We start from the raw sequence: 19,363 nt of genomic DNA, 5'->3' as shown, positions 1-19,363 counted from the left end.
AAATTACAGTACAGAAATTTACAGTACAGAATCAGCCCAAGCGCGACCTTCAACAGGCGAAGATGCGAGCGCATGTTCACGCTTAGGAATACGGCCAGCATCGTGAGCAAGCTTTCCAGCAGTTACAGCAGCAGCCATTGCGCGACCCATCTTTACAGGATCTGGGCAGCGTGTTACAGCGCTTGCAAGAAGCACGCCAGAGCAGCCGATTTCGAAAGCTTTAACAACATCGGAAGCAGTTCCAACGCCAGCATCCAAAATCACAGGAACGCCAGCTGTCTTGCATTCTTGAACAATCAGCTCAATGTTTCGAGGATTCAAAATGCCAAGACCAGTTCCAATTGGAGCACCACCAGGCATAACAGCCTTCACGCCAAGCGAAACCAAGCGACGAGCCACAATCGGATCGTCATTCGTGTAGCAAAGCACGCTAAATCCTTCTTCAATAAGCTTTTCTGCAGCAAGCAATACTTCACGAGTATCTGGGAGCAAAGTATCGTCGTCTGCAATTACTTCGAGCTTAATCCAGTCAGTTCCAAGCGATTCACGAGCCATTTTTGCTGTAAGAACAGCATCATGCGCAGTTTTGCAACCAGCAGTATTTGGCAAAACGTTAATATTGTGGCGCTGCAACATGCCGTAAATATCCACGCCAGTTTTTGCGTGACGACGCATGGCAACTGTTGCCACTTCCGCACCCGAAGCAACAAGCGACTTTTCCATAATATCAATGCTCGTCATGCCGCCTGTACCAAGCAAAAGCCTTGAGTGTAAAGTCTTACCGCAAAGCTGCCAAGTATCGGCACTTTCTTCTGTATTATTTTCTGTCATTTTAAGCCTTTTATTTAATATTTAATATTTAAACTTAATTAAAATTAAATAATTAAGCGCACTAATTTCACGCTTAATTTTGTGGTGTTTCAGCCGCCTTGAACTGCGCTAAGAATTTCGACTTGATTCCCATCACATATGACTGCTGATTCCCATTGCGCGCGAGAAAGCACATCGTCGCCAATTGCGACCGCTATACCAGGTCCTGCATCCGAACCATAACGTTGCGCAATAAGCTGAGCAACAGTTAATCCGTCTTGCACTTCAACAGTTTCACCATTGACTACGATTTGCATAATCTAACCTTTACTAACTAAAAGCTGAATTACTAAAAGTACTTTCTGCATCACACTTACGTCTATATTTGAACACTTCACACAATTCGCGGCGAAATCTAGCGAATTCACTGGAATTAGCGATTAGAAGCGAGCAGGATTGCAGCTCTCCAAGAAGTCCTTTTCCTTCTCAGTTAACTCTTGCTCAAGCACAAGCTTTGTAGTCAAAGAAGAGCCCAAAGCTGTGAGCAAAATGCCGTGACGGAAGTAACCGGTGGAAATCGTGGTGTGCGTCTTAGGATCAATGCCAATGAATGGCAAATCATCTGGAGTTCCAGGACGACCGCCAGCAGTAACCTCAGTAATCGAGCATTCCTGAATGCCAGGAAGCACGCTTGCGGCATCGCGAAGCAAGTCAAGCACGCCACCGACTTTTGGAATATCGCGGTCATCTTCGCGGGAAGTAGCACCGAGCACAAGCTCGCCTGTTTCCTTAGCGCGAGGCACCAAATAAACTGGGCGGTCATGCACAAACCCACGAACCACAGAGCTCAAAATTGGGCGCAAAGGCTCTGGAATAGTCATACGAATCATATCGCCCCACACAGCGCGAAGCTTAAGCTGAGGAAGCATATCCTTAGCACCCAAGCCAGATGCCAAAACTGTGTCTGGACCCAAATCGTCTGGAGTGCTTGCGCGACGCTCAATAACAACACCGCGCTTTTCAAGTGCATCAATCATTGCTGCAGTGAAAAGACGAGGGTTGATTTGATGGTCGTCCGGCACGCTTACAGCGCCTGCAATCGTCGGCGAAAGCGCAGGCTCAATTTCACGAAGCTTACTCACAGAAATATGCTCAGCTCTACGTCCATAACGGTGCTGCAAGTTTAGCAACTCGTTCACGTGCTCGTTATCTGCAGCGTCACCACCGATTACGTAAGAGCCGCACTCTAAGTAGCCGGTTGGCTTATCGGTGTACTTTGCAACCGAATCAACCAATTCCTTATACATAGTTGCAGACTCAAACATAAGAGGATACAACGCTTCTTGCTGATATTGCATTTCTGCGGTAGGAGCTAGCATGCCGGCAGCATGGTGAGAAGCACCGGAGACTGGATCTGGATCAATTATGCTAACTTTTACGCCAGCTTCCGTAAGTCTCCACGCTGTTGCTAAACCAATAATACCTGCACCAATAATACGAATATTTCGCATATATACTCCTTCCCTACGGCGGCATTACCCGCATCAGGTTTACGGTCGGCTTTCGCCCTCTCAGCCTGTGTAGAACAGGCTCCCGCGGTGTAACCTTGACTTTCAAGAATTACAAATGCAGAACGTTTCAATATTGCTAACTTAGCAATATGCAAATGCTGCAGGTAGATGTAACAAAATTATGTGAATTTCATCACACTACCGTGCAGCATTTTAACACTTCTACAGAAAATCTGTTAATTTATCCGGTATGTCAAGCTGTGAAACTAAGCAATTTTTGTTACTGACGCAGTCAGCGCTCGCGTGGATTACGCGCTCGCTTACGAAACTCGCGTTGGAAGTCCACTGGACTCCCAACTTAAGCGAGTTTCCGCTCCGAGTTGCCTTCGCGCGCTAAATCGCATCGCTCAGGCAGGTCGTCACGCTGCGCAGGCAATGTATAACTCCGTTTTTTCGTTACTGGCGCAGATTAAATCACTCAACCGAGCGCAGCAAAATCTCCTCAAGCGCATGCTTCACAGAAACAGGCAGAGTGCAACGCCATTGCGCCCACTTCACTACGGAAGGCTGATCAGTTGCGTAAGCGTTAAGCATATCAACATTGTTGCGATACTTTTCTGCTTCCGATTCGTTTTCGTATTCAAGAGTTGAGATTGCAGCAATAGCGCCTGCACTTCCGTTAGCCTCGCTCACTGCATCAAAAGCCATTTCCTTACCACGGTACGGCACTTGTGCTTGAAGCAGGAATCGGTAAGCGTCACCAACTTTAGGATCGGCAGCAACTTGCAATCCTCCGTCAACAATTACGCGAATTTCCGAACGAGCCGGCACGCCTTTTACAGAAACCGACAAACTCAAAGTCGACTCTTCACCTTCGTAAGAAATCGCAAACTCGCTTGCGTTAAGCTCTTGGCTCCCCACAAACACGCGCACGTGAGCAAAATCTGTGCAAGCAACTCCTCTAAATACAACATTCCAGTTGCGTTTTTGCGGCACAGATTTTACGGCAGTATCTTCCCCGGCAATGCCTGAAATAATGAATTGCGAAGAACCATTGCCGTCTCGCCACACAAAATTCATACACGTGTTGGCAGTATTCCCAGCAGACGCTGCAGCAAAGTCACCGTTATCTTCTCGCATTACGAACTCGCCGTCAGCTCCAGGGAATGCAAGAATTCGCAAAGCCCGCGGATTTTCAATGCTATTAACCGATTCAGCAGCATCAGCACTACGCTCGCAATCTGCAACTTCCGGCAAAACTTGCAGAGGCACAATTGCTCCAGCACACGCAAAAGCAGGCACGCGATCAAGCGAGCGCCATGCTTCAAATCTGCGACCATTCAAGCCGCGAGACACATACCTGCGCCCGTCAAATAAATCGTACCAATCACCTTCCGGCAACCAAACTCCAGCACATCCGCGCAAAGCAGCCGCATCATTAGGAGAAACAATCGGCGCTACTATAAGCTCACTTCCAAAACGGTATTCGTTAGGAATTTCGTAAGCCATGCCAACTTCCGGCGACTGCCAGTACATTGGCTCAACAATCGGTCTGCCTTCAAAAGCTGCGCGATAATTCATCGTATAAACGTATGGCAAAAGTTCCGCGCGCAAACGAAGCATTTTCACCATTGCTTCGCGAGTTTCCGGAGGGAAATTCCACGGCTCTTTTCCAGCAAACGGCGAACAAGTCGAGTGCAAACGATTAATAGGACTAAACGCGCCGAAAGCGTACCATCGCGCTTCCAGCTCGTTATTTCTAACGCCAAGCATGTGTCCGCCAATATCGTGGCTCCACCATCCGTAGCCAATATTGGAAGCTGTAGCAGTAAAGTAAGTTTGGAAAGCAAGCGAATCCCAAGTAGTAACGGTATCTCCCGAGAATCCAACTGGGTAGCGATGCGAACCAGGCCCAGCATAACGAGAGAATGTAAGCGGCCAGCGACCTTCGCGCGCAGCATCCTCATAATGCATGTGATTTAGCATCCAAAGAGGATCCAAACCAGGCTCGCGCGTCACGCCTCCCTGCTGCCAGTCAATCCACCAAAATCGCACGCCTTCATCTTCCATACGATGATGCATATTGAAGTAAGCTTCAACAAATTGCGGATTTGTTAAATCAAATTCCACAGCTTCACCGCTTGCAGGATCAATTCCCATCTCTCGCGCAACTTGCGGATAATCTTTTTCAAACGCACGCACGCCGTCGCGCGGATGCAAGTTCAAAGTTGGAGCCAAGCCAGCAGCGTTAAGTTTACGCAAAAAAGCGCGATGATCCGGGAAAAGTTCCTCATTCCACGTGTAACCAGTCCAACCGGAACCATATTTTGCATCAACATCCGTAACATGCCAATCCATGTCAATAACAGCTGCACTGAAAGGTATGCCTTCGCGCTTAAAACGATTATGCAATTGCAAATATTCGTCTTGATGGTAGCGATAGTATCTGCTCCACCAATTGCTTAGCGCAAAACGTGGAAGCAGCGGCTGATCACCTGTGAGCTTATAAAAGTCTTGAATTGCTTGAATGTAGTGGTGTCCATAACCGAAGAAATACAAGTCTTTATATCTTCCAGCTTGCTCACTAACCTTGTGCGCACGCGACTTAACCCAAGCCCCATACGGGTTTGATTTGCCATTTATTTCCTCAGCCGGAGCAATTTCGCAAGTTGCAGAATCATCTAAAATAGACCATCCATCGCGCGAAAGTATGCCTTTATCGAGCTTTACTGGGCCGTTCGCCTGATCCAAAGTTCTAAAAGTTCCAAGAAGATTTCCCGGGCAATCGTCGCCATAATGCCACGTATTAAACTGCGTACATGGCACTCCGCGCACAACAATACTTAAGCCTTCTTTGCTAAAAGCTTCGCAGTTATAAGTAAGGTGAAGCTTTTCAGTTTCTACTTCCAGCCATCCATTTTCGTTTTTATGCGCACTAAATTGTGGCTGAGCATCCGCGCTCTTCTGAGCAAAATTGCGACAAATCACAGTTTGCGTAGGATTGTCAACAAACTCTCCATCGTCACTCCACTCAAGACGCAACAGCGAATCTGTAATAACTGTAATCCGCCACTTTTCGCCCTTAATTACCTGACTATCCTGCGCCTTTGCATACTGCGAATTTGCAAGATCAGCAAAAATTTGAGATTGCGAATCCGAATACGTCACAGCTTCACCAATAATTTGTGATTTATCTTGATTGCTTATATTTACCACACTCATAGCAGCACCTTTACTCAGTACGCAATGCCACACTGCAACATTTGTCACACAACACTTGTTACACCACGCTTTCGCGCACAACACTTACGTATCTTCTCTTCACTTATGCGGGTTACTTACCGCTACCAGTGGAAATACCTGCAATAAACTGCTTTTGGAAAATTACGTACACTATAATAACTGGCACAATCGCCAAAGAGGTCGCTGCAAACAAGCCACCATAATCAGTGCCATATCGCCCAGTAAACACCTTCAAGCCCACTGCGAGCAGCTGCTTCTTTTCGTCCGAAATCATCAAGAACGGCCACAGATAGTCCTCCCAGTTCCACAAGAAAGTAAAGATGGCGAGCGCCGCAATCGTGTTATGGCTCATAGGAAGAATAATACTGTGGAAAATACGAAAATCAGATGCTCCGTCCAGTTTCGCAGCTTCAATGAGTTCGTCAGAAATACCTGTTATTGACTGACGGAAGAGGAAAATGCCGAAAGCGCTAATTAATCCCGGGACAATTAAGGCTCGGTACGTATCTTGCCAACCGAAACTTGTCATCATATCGTACTGCGGAATAATAGTTACAGCCCACGGAACCATCATGGTGCTCATCACTATACCAAAAAGCAAATTACGGCAACGGAAACGCATTTTTGCAAATACATATCCCAACACTGCGCTGGTATAAATGGCAATTACCGTTTTTGCTACAGCAACAAACAACGAGTTGCAGAATAATCTCAAGAAATCAAATTTTTCCTGAATACCAACGTAGTTATCAAACGTACTAGGCATAGGAAATAGTCCACCATCGACACGCACAATATCACTATTTGGTGCAAATGAAGAAATGAACATCCACACAAATGGAATAATTGTTAGCGCAGAAAGCAGAAAAAGAAAAATAGTAAGCGACCAACTCAACACAGCATGACGAGTGCTGCTTCTTGCGCAGTTACGTAATTTTTTCACAATACCCCCCTTAGCAGGCACCGTAACGACAACTCCAGTCGTTTCCGTTTTATTGCTCACACCAACTCACCGTCCTCAGAAGCTTTGAACATGATTATCGTGAGTACGCCAGTAAAGATAAAAAGCACTACGCTCATGGCTGACGCAATACCAAAGTTATACTTTTGGAAAGCTTGATCAAAGATCAAGTAGCTAATAGTGTAAGTTGCTGTTCCTGGGCCACCATTAGTCATAACTAAAATCTGCACGTAGGCTTGCAGGTAAGCAATCATTGACGTGATCACAATGAATAACGTTGTAGGTTTGAGTAGAGGCAAAGTAATGCGGAAGAATTTTTGCACACTGTTAGCACCATCAATATCGGCTGCTTCATACACGTCTTTGGGAAGGTTCATTAAGCCTGCTAAATATAGCACGGTTGCGTAGCCAAAATCTTTCCAAATGGTCATGATAATAATTGCCGGCATGGCCCAAGTAGAACTGTGCAGCCAATTAATATTCAATCCCGTAACTTTATCAATCATGCCAAACTGCGGATCAAACATCCACATCCACACGAAGCTTACTGCGACAAGTGGTGTAATCGTTGGCATATAAAATAGGCCACGAAGCGAATCTTTGCAATGCACGAGCTTGGAGCTGAGCAACATTGCCAAACCCAAACCGAGAATAATGCGGAAAATTACGGATATTGTCATGAAAATAGCTGTATTACCGATTGACTTCCAAAATAGGCCGTCGGTTAAAATCTGTTTGAAATTATCGAGCCCAACCCAGTTGTACGTTCCAACCAACGGATTCCACTCGTGGAAGCTGCCGGCAAACGCTTTATAAATAGGATAGGCAAGGAAAATCGCGAAATAAGCAACCAGAAATGTCACTGCCACATTGCGAAATGAGAAGGTTCGAGACAACGCAGCGGTTACTTTTGCTATACCACCAAATTTTTTCCCTAGAGGAGTTGAATGAGATTTCTGATCTAATTGTTCCATGATTTCCCTTGCCTTACTTGAAAGAACACACTTCAGTTTATGAATCTTTACTTGTGTTCTTTGAAGAATTCATACTTGCTTTCTGCAGACTTAAAGTTGGAATTCTTCATGTCTTTTACCATGGTCGCCTGTGCTTCTTTTACTGCGGAATCAATAGATTGACCATTTTGCATAACGTTTTGGAACGCTGCCTTGCTGCTGGTTTCCACCGTAGAAGGAGTGATGCCTGGCCAAATCAACCTATTCACGCGAGGCTGAATAGCCGCCATTACCGGGGCCTTAAGAATCTCTGGATCGTTCTGTAGCGATTTCTTCGCTGGGAACGAGTTCAGATGTTTCACTGCAGAGCGAATAAAAGCGTCGTTAGCGAGAATGAACTTGATAAAGTCTTGTGCCACGGCCTGCTGTTCTTTACTTTGGTGAGCGTTGATTCCTGGAGTAGATTCGCCATTGTAGCGATCATAAGCGAATGGCGTTTCTTTCGTGAATGTTGGAGTTGGGAAAATACCGTATTCTACGTTCGGATATTTTTCTTTCAGTAGGCCTTCAAGCCAACCCCAAGCGTATACCATTCCGGATTGTCCGTTGCCAAAACTTTGCGTGTAATCAGTACCGAAGTCTGTTGCAATAACTTTGTCTTTGTCGTACAAATTCTTTAGGAATTGCATGTTTTCGCGCGTAATTTTGTTGTCAAAATTAGGCTTTTTGCCACTTTTATCGAACGCAAGTTCGCCACGTTGATAGTTCAAGCCTTGGTTGATTGCAGCGTATGCATCACCATTAACATTGAAACCGGCTTGTACCATTTTGGAACCGTTCCACTTGGTAAGTTTCTTTGCCACCTCGCGCAACTCGTCCCAAGTCGTAGGAATATCTGCTTCTGTTAAACCGGCTTCTTTCCAAAGCTTTTTATTGTAGTAAATATTGCCAGTATTGATGACCGAGTCAATATACTTTACTTTTCCGTTGGAATCTTCGTGTGCGACAGAAGAGCTGTAGTCAGCTTCCATTGCTGCCTTGTCAACGTTGTAGTCGGCAGCGTATGGGCGTATAAGCTCATCCTTGGAATTGTGAATATTGAACAGAGCTGGGCCGCTTTTGCCTTTGAGTGCTAACGGTAGTTTTGTCCAATAATCGTCCCAAGCAACGTTCTTCGTTTTGAACGTTACGTTAGGGTAGATTTTCGTATACTGCTTGATCATATCGTAGATTGGGTCGGTACTACTGTCTCCCCAGCTCCAATATTCCAAAGCAATTGGCTTGCCTTGATTAACAAGATGGTTAGGGTTATATTTCAATGCTTCACCCATTACCGGCAAACCTTTATCTTTTTTTGTGTCGGTTACACCGGCAGAATTGCTGCCACACGCGCTAACACTAGCAAGCATGCCTAAAACAGCGACACATGAAATACATATTTTTCTAATGTTCATTGTTACTCCACTTCTTCGTGAAATTAATGGGTAAAATCTATAATATTGCGAAAAGTTTTCACTGGTCAAACAGAAAAAATGTGAATGTAAAGGTTTTCATTTCGAATCCGTTAAACTGCACCATTTTTGCGAAAATAAATACTTTTTTACCCGCGTGTCTAAAAATGTAAACCTTTACATTTATTGTATTTACATAACACTTATATGTTCTTTTTGAAGGGTATATATAACACTCTTCATATTTGAGCAAAAACAAAGAACAGAAGAAATAAAATGTCAAAAAACAGTATTAGCGATGTAGCTACGCTAGCAGGGGTTTCCATAGCCACTGTCTCTAGAACTTTCGCTCACCCAGACAAAGTAGCGCCAGCAACACGAGCAAAAGTTACGCAAGCAGCAGAACAACTCGACTTTACTGTATCAAGAACCGCAGGAGTACTGAAATCAGGCAAATCATACCGCATAGCACTACTTATTGGTAGCAGTCGCATAGAATGGTTTAGTGCTTCTATTATTGAAGGATTAAACGCTACGTTGCACGCAGCCGGATATGATCTAGTAATTTATTCAGTAGATGGTATCGAACAGCGTAAAACTTTCTTCAAAGAACTACCTTTACGCGGTAATACTGATGCCGTAATCGTATCTTCTTTCGATATCAGCAACAATGAGGCAGAGCAACTTCAACGCATAAAGGTACCTATTGTGGGCATTAATTGTGTAGCGTCTAAAATTCTTTCTGCAGCAATCAGCATTGACGATACTGCAGGAATTAAACTTGCAGTGCGCCATCTCACTACTTTAGGCCACAAAAAACTACTGTATGTTTACGAACATTTTAATTCACCACTTCGCTTCAGTTCTTCGAGACGAATTACCAGTTTTGAAACGATATGCAACGATACACCAGGAGTTCAAGGGAAAATCTTACCAATTGACTTTGGAGACAATCCCTTAGATGCCACTATTTCAGAACTATTTTCAAGCAGCAACCCTCCTACTGCACTGTGCTTTCACCAAGATTCCACAGCTATACCGTTCCTGTTTCGTTTACAAAAACTAGGCATACGAGTGCCAGAAGATTTGTCTATTATTGGTTTTGACAATAGTACTTTTGCAGAAGCATTAGGCTTAACTACCATTCGACAAAATCCATGTCTGATGGCTCAGCAAGCCGCAAATATTGCTTTAGCACTTATTAACGAGCAGCCAATTACAAGACGCCATATTACAGCTCCGCTTCAGCTTCTAATCCGAAACTCAACTGGTCCTGCCCCAGACATTACATCTGCAAACTGATTAGCGAATCAGATTAGAAAACTAGGTTTAAACGCTATGCAAGGCGTAGTACCAAACTCGCTTTATAGCAAACCCTGATTTGCTATAAACCCTGATTTGCGGTAAAACTCGCCTTACAAACAAATCCAAAAACTGCTACGAAATGTTTTCAACGCAAGAATACTGCAAACACTGACGCAATGATCAACATCAGCGGATACCACACATACATAACACAACGGAATGTCGTCGAGTTTTTAGGACCATCACCATAAGCGCTACGATAATGCAACACAGCCACACCAATACCAGGTGCAAGCATCGACATAGCACCGAACATTCCTGCAGTCATCTCCATAGTAATTTCGCGCTTTTTTAATAATTCAAAAAGAAGTACGAAAATAAGCAAAGTTACACCGCCGAAGAAAATTCCATGCTGCACAAAAACTTTTCCTATCAAATTCCAAAGAAGACCCGCAATGATAAGCACAGTAATAGCAAAACCTTTACTAAATCCGCTTAAACGCTCCCTAATTGTATCTATACTCGAAAGTACAAATAGTGCGATAACCATTGCAAATACAGGATTTTGCGAACGCATGTCGAACAAACATTTTGAATTCACCAAATCGTATGGAACTTCGCAGACCACTGCTAAAATCAACAATCTTAACATGTAAAGATTCAAATTATGAGTATTGTGATATCCGCGTACTAATATCCACGCATACCATGGCACTGCAGTCCAGCTTATAAATTCGCAAACTAATATGACTGTCAATGCGAACATATTATTGGTTACTGTTCCGCCGAACATTCGTGCAATTACTGTGTTACTAAATGCACCTAGCATAAGCATAAAAGCGCCGAGCATTTTAAGTTTATTGAGCGTGATTCCAGTTTTTATGTTACGGTCAGCACGAATTGGTTTGCCGTTTGCGTCAAGCATTTCCTTATTCGCGTTACCGGTATCACGCATTATTGCTTTACCACTATTAATACCCATTGCACGTCCTTGTTTATTTGCGCATACCTAGTTTATATAAACTTTATCTGTAGTTACGTATCTAACTAACCTGTAATTTACATTCCAAACACTGCAAAACTTTGAGCGCCGAGTGTTAAGCAATCACCATTAACTGATATTTCTCCAATTTTAAGTAATGGATTGTAAGCAGATTCTTGCGTAAGATTCGCTAATGCTTCTAATGAAACTGTTTCGCTATTTACACCTGGGTTCATAACCACAATGCTTCGTTCCACAGCTGATTCTCCTACGTCACCTTTTGCGCAACGCTCGTAAGCAAAGCCGCGGCCGTCAACCGGAGCATACAAAACTCTCCAAGACGCGTCAGCTTGCAAAGATTTGCGACTATGGCGAAGCGCAATAAGCGAGCGCACCCACGAAAGGAAGGAATCTTCGCAATTAATTTGCGCAGAAACAGTTGGAATTTCACCACTTTCCACTGCTTGTTTTCGAGAATTTGCGCAAGTTCTTCCGTCTGCTCGCGCTTCAACAGGCAAGTATAATTTAGATTTTGCAGCCATCGAGAAGCCAAAATTCTTTGCATCGTCCCATTGCATTGGCGTACGAGTGCCCGTACGAGCGTAGCCGCCTTCTTTTGTTGGAATATCGCGATATTTCATGCCAATTTCGTCGCCATAATACACGAATGGCACGCCTGGCATAGTGAGTATCATGCCGAAAGCCACGCGACGCTCACGATCGTCAAGACGCGGAGCAAGACGCGGCGTATCGTGATTGCACGTGATGAAACTAAAGTAACCTTGCGAATAGGTTGACTCATATTGTGGGCAATAATCGTCTAAAAATGGGCAAATACTGCCGCCGCCGTGCGCATTAAAGTAGCTGTGATCATGCTCAGGATTGCCGTCTAAAGCATTATTAACATCACGAGCTAAACGTGCGTAGCCGTTAGGATTTCCATCCCAGCGCCAATTCAAATAGAAGTCCATGTCGAATCCTGCAGTAAGAGCCTGACGTGGTCTGCCCCATTCGGACACAAAAGCAGCCTGCGGATACTCTTCTTTCACAGTGCCAAGCATTTCCTGCCATGCGCGAATTGTATTGTCTTTGCCAAGGCTTCCTTCGCCATTATTGTCATCGTTTTTTACAAGCGAATCAGCCATATCAACTCGGTATCCATCCGCACCAAGCGAAAGCCAAAATCGCATAATATCAACCATTGCAGCGCGAGTTTCTGCCGCTTCTTTGGAATCTGGAGCGGATTGCCAAGCTCGATCCCTATGTGCAAAACCGTAGTTTAATGCAGGCTGACATTTGAAGAAGTTTAGAATATAAGTGGCGTCACGCTCAGTTTCACCGCCAATAAACGGCATAGAATAGCCGCTAAACGCACTGTCTGTCCAAATATATCGCTTGCTGAACTCATTTTCTTCAGCTTTCGAACTTTCCTTAAACCACTCGTGTTCTTCACTCGTATGACCCGGCACTAAGTCAAGCAATATGCGGATTCCTCGATTGTGAGCTTCACTAAAAAGCTGCTTTAAATCTTCGTTCGTTCCGTAACGCGCAGCTACTTTTTTGTAGTCGCGCACGTCATAGCCCGCATCTTTAAAAGGCGAGTCATAGCAGGGATTAAGCCAAATTGCGTTGCAACCAAGCGATTTTACATAGTCTAACTTTTCGATAATTCCTTGAATATCGCCTATGCCATCGCCATTGGAATCACAAAAACTTTGCGGATAGATTTCGTAAAAAACCGCGTCTTTAAGCCACTGAGCATGATCGTATAATGCCATTATTTCACCCTTCTTGCGTTGTGCTACTTAGTTTACACACAACCACTTGAAAAAATTTATAGGGCAAAATATACAGACTAACCCGCCACTCATTTGCAAACGACACGATATCCGTGTATACTACACAGTGCTTACGAACGGATTTGTGAGACTTGTGACGCTGCTCTACGCAGCAATCGCGATGTTGCGCCACAACGGAGTCCGTTACTACGCCACCAAATGATATGCCGGTTTTTGGCATGATATAGGAGGTCAAGGATGACGAATATTAAGAAGATGCTGGGTGCAGGTCTTGCAGTTGCTACTTTGTTTGGATTTGCAGCTTGCGGTTCAAGCACTAACAATAGCGATAAGAAGGCTGCTGATTCAGCACCTGTTCAGCTCACCGTTTGGGGTTCTGCTGACGATCAGAAAGATGGCGGCTGGATTAAGACTGTTGAAGCAGAATTCAAGAAGGAAAATCCAAACGTTACTTTCAAGAACGCTGTTGTTGAGCCACCAGACGCTGCTAAGGCTGTTAAGCAGGATGCTAAGGCTGCTGCTGATGTGTTCCTCTTCCCTAACGATCAGCTCGGCGACTTGGTAAAGGCTGGAGCAATCGGCGAATTAAGCGATGACGCCACAAAGCAAGTTAAGGAACAGAACGAAGATACTTTGATCAAGTCTGTTACCGCTCAGGACGGTAAGCTTTACGGCGTTCCTTACACCGGCAACACTTGGTTCATGTACTACAACAAGTCCAAGTTCTCCGCTGATGACGTTAAGTCCCTCGACAAGATGCTTGAAAAAGGCAAGGTTTCATTCGATCTTGCTAATGCTTGGTATCTCCCAGGCTTCTACCTCGATGGCAATATGACTCTCTTCGGCGAAAGTGGAAACGATGCTAAAGCTGGCATGAAGCTCAGTGATAAGGCTGCTGAAGTTACCAAGTACATTGCAACAAAGCTCGTTGGAAACGAAAAGCACTTCGTACTTGATGGAAATGGTCGCGGCTTGGCTGGCTTGAAGGACGGCTCCGTTGATGCAATATTCTCCGGTTCTTGGGATGCAGCCAAGGTTAAGGACGCCTTGAAGGATAACTATGCTGCAGCTGCTCTTCCAACCTTCAAGACTGAGTCTGGCGAGCACCAGATGAAGTCCTTCGCTGGTTCTAAGGCTGTTGCTTACAATACCAACACCAAGTCTCCAGAGATGGCTGCTAAGTTCGCTGCATTCTTGGGCTCCAAGAAGTCCCAGCAGATTGCTTTCGAAAAGGAAGGTGCAATTCCTTCTGACAAGTCCCTTGCTGACAGCGTAAAGGCAGAGCCAGCTGCTGTTGCTCAGATGGAAACCATTGCTAAGACTTCTGTCTTGCAGCCAGCAATTCCTGAAATGGGTAAGTTCTGGGATCCAGTTCAAGCATTCGGCACTTCTATCTCCACCGGTAAGATTACTGGCGATAATGCTGCCGCGCAGACTGCAGAATTTGCTAAGGGCCTAGAGAAGTAAGTAAACAAAACTTACTCTAGCCAACAAATCTAAATAGATGCATAAGCAGTGTTTTATGCACTTTGAGTAAAACAATGCGCCCCAGCCCCCGCTCCGGCAAGGGGTGGGGCGCATTGTTTATCTTCTACAAAATAATTTTGTTTACATGAAAGGCATGTCATGACTGGCACGACATCCACAAAGCGAGAAAGACGCCAGAAGAAGACGTCAACTGCAGAACGCTTTGCTCCTTCACCTTATTCACTGAAAGAGGCTGCAAAACATGCGGACATTCTTTCATGGATTTCTGTTGTTATATTTGGCTTTGGCAATTTTGTCCGCAAGCAATACATCAAAGGCGTTATATTCTTAGCGTGTGAAGCAGCTTTATTCGGATTCTTATTTACAATTGGATTGGATTATCTTCCAAAAATTAACACTCTTGGCACAGTAGAACAGGGCAGAGTTAAAGTCAACGGATTCTGGCGATACAGTGCGGGCGATAATTCTGTAGAAATTTTACTGTATGGAGTTATGTCGATATTAGCGATTGTATTGCTTGTATATCTGGCAACTCTCGCTCTTCGCAGCGCGTACAAAGCGCAATCTGTAATGGCAGACGGCAAGAAGCCACTTAATTTCATTGATGATGCTAAGACTCTTCTTGACGAAAAAGCACACGTCGGTTTTATGACTCTTCCAACTGCTGGCATTGTGTTATTCACAATTTTGCCATTGTTCTTCATGATTTCTATGGCTTTCACAAGCTATGATGAGAATCATCAACAAAAATTCAGCTGGATTGGGTTAGACGTTTTTTCTCAATTCTTAACCGGAAAAAGTGATTTAATTAAAGCTGACGTATTCTTTGACGTATTAATCTGGACTCTTGTTTGGGCATTCCTTGCAACCTTCCTGAACTTCTTCCTCGGCATGTTCATTGCAATGATAATCAATAGAAAGTCCACTCGTCTTAAGGGATTGTGGCGAACTTGCTTCTCACTTACAATTGCAGTTCCACAGTTTGTTTCATTGCTTATTATGAACAATATGCTTAGCCAGAACGGTGTTATTAACATTGTCTTTAAGCAAAACGGTTGGATACATCAAGAGCTTCCTTTCCTTACGGATGTAACTTGGGCTCGAGTGACGGTAATTCTTATCAATCTTTGGGTTGGTATCCCATTCACCATCATGCAGATTACAGGTATCTTGCAGAACGTTCCTGCAGAACTTTACGAAGCTGCAGAGCTCGATGGCGCAGGTTGGTGGCAACGTTTCATGAACGTCACAATGCCATACATCATCTTTGTTATGACTCCATATTTGATTACTACCTTTACTGGCAACATCAATAACTTCAACGTTATTTACCTCTTAACAAAAGGTGGCCCAGCAAGTAGCAAAGTCAACAGTGCAGGCGGCACCGACTTGCTTATCACATGGCTCTACAAGTTGACTGTTGACCAGCAAAACTACAACGCAGGTGCAGTAATTGGTATTTTGACATTCATGGTACTTGCCGTCGTAGCACTGATTACGTATCGCAACTCTGGATCTTACAAGAATGAGGAGGGATTCCGGTGAGTGATAAAACTACAACTAAGAACGAAGAAGCTGTTGTAAAGAGCACTCGTAGTGTTTCTTTCCTTAAAGATCAACATGTCAGAAGAGTAATTGGAGATACTTTCTCGCATCTGTTCTTGCTGGTGTTGTCAGTTATTTGGTTGATTCCAATCTTGTGGGTTTTGTTAGAAAGCTTCAACAAGAACACTGGTTCCTATCAGAAAACCTTCTTCCCAACTGAATACTCACTAAATAACTATATAAAGTTATTTACCGATACCGATGACATTAATTTCCCACGAATGTTCCTCAACACTTTGATCGTGTCAATTTTCGTGTGCATTATTTCTTTGGTGTTTGTGTTAGCAGTGTCCTTCTGCATGTCTCGTCTCCGTTTCAAAGGACGTAAGACATTCATGAATCTTGCTCTGATTCTTGGTATGTTCCCAGGTATCATGGCTGTTATTGCTATCTACTTCATTTTGAAGGCTCTTGGTTTAACAAAAGGTTCGATTGTATTAATCGCACTTATTATCGTTTATTCTGCAGGTAGCGGTGCTGGCTTCTACATTATGAAGGGCTACATGGATACTATTCCAAAGTCTTTGGATGAAGCTGCATACTTGGATGGATGCACAAAGTGGCAAGTATTCTGGAAGATTATTGTTCCAATCTGCAAGCCTATGATTGTGTTCCAAGCAATTACTGGATTCTTGGGACCATGGCTAGACTTCGTTATGGTGAAGACAGTAGTGAGAGACAATAAGGAAAACTACACAGTTGCTTACGGATTAATGGAGATGCTTACCAAAAAGTATCTACCTGATTGGTACGCTGCATTCGCGGCAGGTGCTGTGTGCATTTCCATACCAATCGTAATCCTGTTCATTATTATGCAGCGCTTCTACGAAGAGTCCATGTCTGGCTCCGTTAAAGGCTGATAATTTACAGGATATAAATTTACTGAAGGCTGAGACGCTTTCGAGCGTTTCAGCCTTCTCTTTCGCTAGACAACACGAACACATAAAAATAAAAAATAACTTAACACACTCGCCGTTTGACTTAATACGATAATGGCTATCGCATAAACCCTACCGTGTTTAGCCAAATAGTGCCGCAAAACATAAAAAACTTGATAACAGAACAATAAGTAAATAATAAAATTTAAAAAACTGTATAATGACTAATACGATTAGATAATTTAGAAAATTTAGACAATTCGCAAAATAGCGAAAGAAGAAGGATACCCTATATGACGACTCCATCTTCGGCAACATGGCCTGTATACGAAGGACCTCTTGGATTTACTTTAAATGCTAAATCTACAACATTTACCGTATGGGCACCAACTGCACAGAATGTGACGTTAAGACTTTTTGAAACTGGAAACAACAGTGAGCCAATTCAAACACACGAATTGAAACCGTTGCATGACGGAGCTTGGCGGATTAATTTCCGTAAGCGTTTAGACGGCATATACTACGATTATCTTGTTACTTTCCAAGATGGCACAGTAAATCGAACTAGTGACCCTTGGGGTGTAGCAAGCGGTGTAAATGGTGAGCGCAGCCTTGTCATAGACGATGAGCGAGTGTCTCCTGCCAATTGGCATAAAGATAAGTCTCCTAAGTTTGTGCGCCATGCAATGGTTGTGTGGGAAACGCATGTTGCAGATTTCAGCAGCAATCCTAATGGCGGCTTTAAGCCAGAGCATAGAGGCCAATATCTCGCTTTTACTGATGAACATACATCTTTGCAAAATCCAGATTCTTCTGAATGCAACTTCCCTACTGGCTTGGATTATTTAAAGCAGCTTGGCATTACTCATGTGCAACTCGAACCTATTTACGATTTTGCAACAGTTGACGAATCCACAATCGACAATGCGCGCAAAAATGGTGCTTCAGCAGAAGAATTAGATTCTCTATACAACTGGGGCTATGATCCTCACGCTTACAACGTTCCTGAAGGTGCTTATTCTAGCAATCCTTACGATGGCACTGCGCGAATTCGCGAATGCAAGGCAATGATTGCGGCATTACATGCTAATGGTCAACGCGTAATTATGGATGTTGTTTATAATCACATGTACAAGTCCGCAGAAAACGCTTTCGAATGCATGGCTCCTGGGTATTTCTGCAGGCGAGACTCTGACGGATCTTTTGCTAACGGCTCTGGCTGTGGAAATGAAATGGCTTCTGAACATCCTATGTTCCGCAGGTTTATTATTGAATCTTTGCTGCATTGGGCACGCTGCTATCACATTGATGGCTTCCGTTTCGATCTTATGGGATTGACTGATACTGAAACCTTAAATCAGGCACGAACTGCATTAGACAAGCTTCCTGGCGGTAAAGATATTGTTATGTATGGAGAACCGTGGGGTGCTTCGGATCCTGCTGTTGATGAGAAAGTTCCGATGGGAGATAAAGACGGCAGAGACACTCTTAACGAGCGCATAGGCTGGTTTAGCGACGAGTCTCGCGATTCCCTCAAAGGCAATGTTATGAACCATCGCGACCGTGGATATGTTAATGGCAATGAGTTCTGGTGCTCAGATGCGGCTCGCCAAACTATTAATGCATGGCGTGATACTCCTTCTGCAGGTAAAGAAGTTGGACAGATTGTTCAATATACTTCTGCTCACGACGATTTGACTTTGTGGGATAAGCTTTGTATCTCTATGCGCGAGAATGCTAGCGATTTTGAGTTTGACGCTCAAGATGTACAACAAGTTGCGGATATTTTGAACGCTAATATGTTTGCAGCTGGAATTGTTTTGTGCTCTGCAGGCACGCCGTTTATGCTAAGCGGAGAAGAGTTTGGACGTACTAAGCACGGTTGCGATAATTCTTATAATCGCGGTGTACTAATGAACCAGCTTGACTGGGCGCGCACTGAACGTTTCAATCCGCTTGTTCAATGGTATCGTGCACTTATAAAGCTTCGCGCTGAATATAGCTCATTGTATGACGGCAAACGCAAACAACTTGAAACGTCTAACCATACTGTTTTGGCTACGCGCATTGGCAATAATCTAATTGTTTGCGCAAATCCTATGTATCATGAAGATGCAACTATTCAACTACCTGCAATTCATAGTGCAAAATCTCAAGAGTGGCATTGCGTACTTAATTCAAGTGATTATTTTGCTAAGTGGACTGGAAAACAGCCTGACACCAAGGTAAATATTACAACTGAAAAAAGCACTGCTACCCTACACTTGCCTATCAGAACTTTTGTTGTGCTTAGCAACAAGTAATTGCGTTTTAGTAAGTAAAAAAAATAATAAACTATCAGACGATTGCAACTAAACATGAGTAATCACAACACTTG

Annotated in this window: 14 protein-coding genes and 1 riboswitch; of the genes, 5 read left to right on the top strand and 9 right to left on the bottom strand. The window is 43.9% G+C overall.

Annotated features, from left to right (window positions below):
* Nucleotides 1-18 precede the first annotated feature (18 nt).
* The 7 genes from HXT38_RS00515 to HXT38_RS00485 all read right to left on the bottom strand — a co-directional run bounded on the left by HXT38_RS00515 (nucleotide 19) and on the right by HXT38_RS00485 (nucleotide 8,932).
* Nucleotides 19-831 (bottom strand): thiazole synthase, encoded by an 813-nt coding sequence (locus HXT38_RS00515; protein ID WP_410295737.1) that lies wholly within the window; start codon nucleotides 829-831, stop codon nucleotides 19-21.
* A gap of 89 nt (nucleotides 832-920) precedes the next feature.
* Entirely contained in the window at nucleotides 921-1,127 is a 207-nt protein-coding gene (gene thiS, locus HXT38_RS00510; RefSeq protein ID WP_004104778.1) for a sulfur carrier protein ThiS, read from the bottom strand.
* Between the two features lie 123 nt (nucleotides 1,128-1,250).
* A complete protein-coding gene (gene thiO / locus HXT38_RS00505) occupies nucleotides 1,251-2,321 on the bottom strand; it encodes a glycine oxidase ThiO (protein WP_116971488.1) in 1,071 nt (356 codons plus the stop codon).
* Nucleotides 2,314-2,417: riboswitch (TPP riboswitch) on the bottom strand. It overlaps the preceding gene by 8 nt.
* A 378-nt stretch (nucleotides 2,418-2,795) precedes the next feature.
* Complete coding sequence (locus HXT38_RS00500; protein ID WP_410299528.1) at nucleotides 2,796-5,543, bottom strand: TIM-barrel domain-containing protein; 2,748 nt, start codon at nucleotides 5,541-5,543, stop codon at nucleotides 2,796-2,798.
* A gap of 112 nt (nucleotides 5,544-5,655) precedes the next feature.
* Nucleotides 5,656-6,462, bottom strand: a complete 807-nt coding sequence (locus tag HXT38_RS00495) for a carbohydrate ABC transporter permease (protein WP_032835185.1) — start codon at nucleotides 6,460-6,462, stop codon at nucleotides 5,656-5,658.
* Between the two features lie 101 nt (nucleotides 6,463-6,563).
* Nucleotides 6,564-7,499 (bottom strand): carbohydrate ABC transporter permease, encoded by a 936-nt coding sequence (locus HXT38_RS00490; RefSeq protein ID WP_004118448.1) that lies wholly within the window; start codon nucleotides 7,497-7,499, stop codon nucleotides 6,564-6,566.
* Nucleotides 7,500-7,546: 47 nt separating this feature from the next.
* Nucleotides 7,547-8,932, bottom strand: a complete 1,386-nt coding sequence (locus HXT38_RS00485; protein WP_004118447.1) for an extracellular solute-binding protein — start codon at nucleotides 8,930-8,932, stop codon at nucleotides 7,547-7,549.
* 273 nt (nucleotides 8,933-9,205) lie between these two features.
* Between HXT38_RS00485 and HXT38_RS00480 the strand changes: the two genes are divergently transcribed.
* On the top strand, nucleotides 9,206-10,231 hold the full coding sequence (locus HXT38_RS00480; RefSeq protein WP_004118431.1) for a LacI family DNA-binding transcriptional regulator: 1,026 nt from the start codon (nucleotides 9,206-9,208) through the stop codon (nucleotides 10,229-10,231).
* 148 nt (nucleotides 10,232-10,379) lie between these two features.
* On the opposite strand, the gene HXT38_RS00475 is transcribed toward HXT38_RS00480, so the two are convergent.
* Both HXT38_RS00475 and HXT38_RS00470 read right to left on the bottom strand, forming a co-directional pair.
* The gene (locus tag HXT38_RS00475) at nucleotides 10,380-11,159 is read right to left on the bottom strand and encodes a TraX family protein (RefSeq protein WP_032835183.1); all 780 of its coding nucleotides are present in this window, start codon (nucleotides 11,157-11,159) and stop codon (nucleotides 10,380-10,382) included.
* 134 nt (nucleotides 11,160-11,293) lie between these two features.
* A complete protein-coding gene (locus HXT38_RS00470; RefSeq protein WP_421791849.1) occupies nucleotides 11,294-12,994 on the bottom strand; it encodes an alpha-amylase family glycosyl hydrolase in 1,701 nt (566 codons plus the stop codon).
* Nucleotides 12,995-13,252: 258 nt separating this feature from the next.
* Here HXT38_RS00470 and HXT38_RS00465 point away from each other — a divergent pair, with 258 nt between their 5' ends.
* The 4 genes from HXT38_RS00465 to pulA all read left to right on the top strand — a co-directional run bounded on the left by HXT38_RS00465 (nucleotide 13,253) and on the right by pulA (nucleotide 19,289).
* Nucleotides 13,253-14,482 (top strand): extracellular solute-binding protein, encoded by a 1,230-nt coding sequence (locus tag HXT38_RS00465; protein WP_064340169.1) that lies wholly within the window; start codon nucleotides 13,253-13,255, stop codon nucleotides 14,480-14,482.
* Nucleotides 14,483-14,641: 159 nt separating this feature from the next.
* Entirely contained in the window at nucleotides 14,642-16,048 is a 1,407-nt protein-coding gene (locus HXT38_RS00460; RefSeq protein ID WP_004104794.1) for a carbohydrate ABC transporter permease, read from the top strand.
* Nucleotides 16,045-16,968 carry a sugar ABC transporter permease gene (locus HXT38_RS00455; RefSeq protein WP_004104797.1) on the top strand — a complete coding sequence of 308 codons (924 nt, stop codon included), beginning with the start codon at nucleotides 16,045-16,047 and terminating at the stop codon, nucleotides 16,966-16,968. Before HXT38_RS00460 ends, HXT38_RS00455 begins: the two co-directional genes overlap by 4 nt.
* A 311-nt stretch (nucleotides 16,969-17,279) precedes the next feature.
* Nucleotides 17,280-19,289 (top strand): type I pullulanase, encoded by a 2,010-nt coding sequence (gene pulA, locus HXT38_RS00450; protein WP_421791847.1) that lies wholly within the window; start codon nucleotides 17,280-17,282, stop codon nucleotides 19,287-19,289.
* The last annotated feature ends 74 nt before the right edge of the window (nucleotides 19,290-19,363 follow it).

The organism is Gardnerella sp. DNF01157, from assembly GCF_049244225.1.
Lineage (GTDB): Bacteria > Actinomycetota > Actinomycetes > Actinomycetales > Bifidobacteriaceae > Bifidobacterium > Bifidobacterium leopoldii.
Note: the sequence above shows the minus strand (reverse complement) of the source record. Positions and strands in the feature narration are given on the sequence as shown.

What these genes read in the sequence shown, in the direction of transcription:
- HXT38_RS00515 (WP_410295737.1), bottom strand. Translation starts at nt 831, where the DNA reads ATGACAGAAAATAATACAGAAGAAAGTGCCGATACTTGGCAGCTTTGC.
- thiS (WP_004104778.1), bottom strand. Translation starts at nt 1,127, where the DNA reads ATGCAAATCGTAGTCAATGGTGAAACTGTTGAAGTGCAAGACGGATTA.
- thiO (WP_116971488.1), bottom strand. Translation starts at nt 2,321, where the DNA reads ATGCGAAATATTCGTATTATTGGTGCAGGTATTATTGGTTTAGCAACA.
- HXT38_RS00500 (WP_410299528.1), bottom strand. Translation starts at nt 5,543, where the DNA reads ATGAGTGTGGTAAATATAAGCAATCAAGATAAATCACAAATTATTGGT.
- HXT38_RS00490 (WP_004118448.1), bottom strand. Translation starts at nt 7,499, where the DNA reads ATGGAACAATTAGATCAGAAATCTCATTCAACTCCTCTAGGGAAAAAA.
- HXT38_RS00485 (WP_004118447.1), bottom strand. Translation starts at nt 8,932, where the DNA reads ATGAACATTAGAAAAATATGTATTTCATGTGTCGCTGTTTTAGGCATG.
- HXT38_RS00480 (WP_004118431.1), top strand. Translation starts at nt 9,206, where the DNA reads ATGTCAAAAAACAGTATTAGCGATGTAGCTACGCTAGCAGGGGTTTCC.
- HXT38_RS00475 (WP_032835183.1), bottom strand. Translation starts at nt 11,159, where the DNA reads ATGCTTGACGCAAACGGCAAACCAATTCGTGCTGACCGTAACATAAAA.
- HXT38_RS00470 (WP_421791849.1), bottom strand. Translation starts at nt 12,994, where the DNA reads ATGGCATTATACGATCATGCTCAGTGGCTTAAAGACGCGGTTTTTTAC.
- HXT38_RS00465 (WP_064340169.1), top strand. Translation starts at nt 13,253, where the DNA reads ATGACGAATATTAAGAAGATGCTGGGTGCAGGTCTTGCAGTTGCTACT.
- HXT38_RS00460 (WP_004104794.1), top strand. Translation starts at nt 14,642, where the DNA reads ATGACTGGCACGACATCCACAAAGCGAGAAAGACGCCAGAAGAAGACG.
- pulA (WP_421791847.1), top strand. Translation starts at nt 17,280, where the DNA reads ATGACGACTCCATCTTCGGCAACATGGCCTGTATACGAAGGACCTCTT.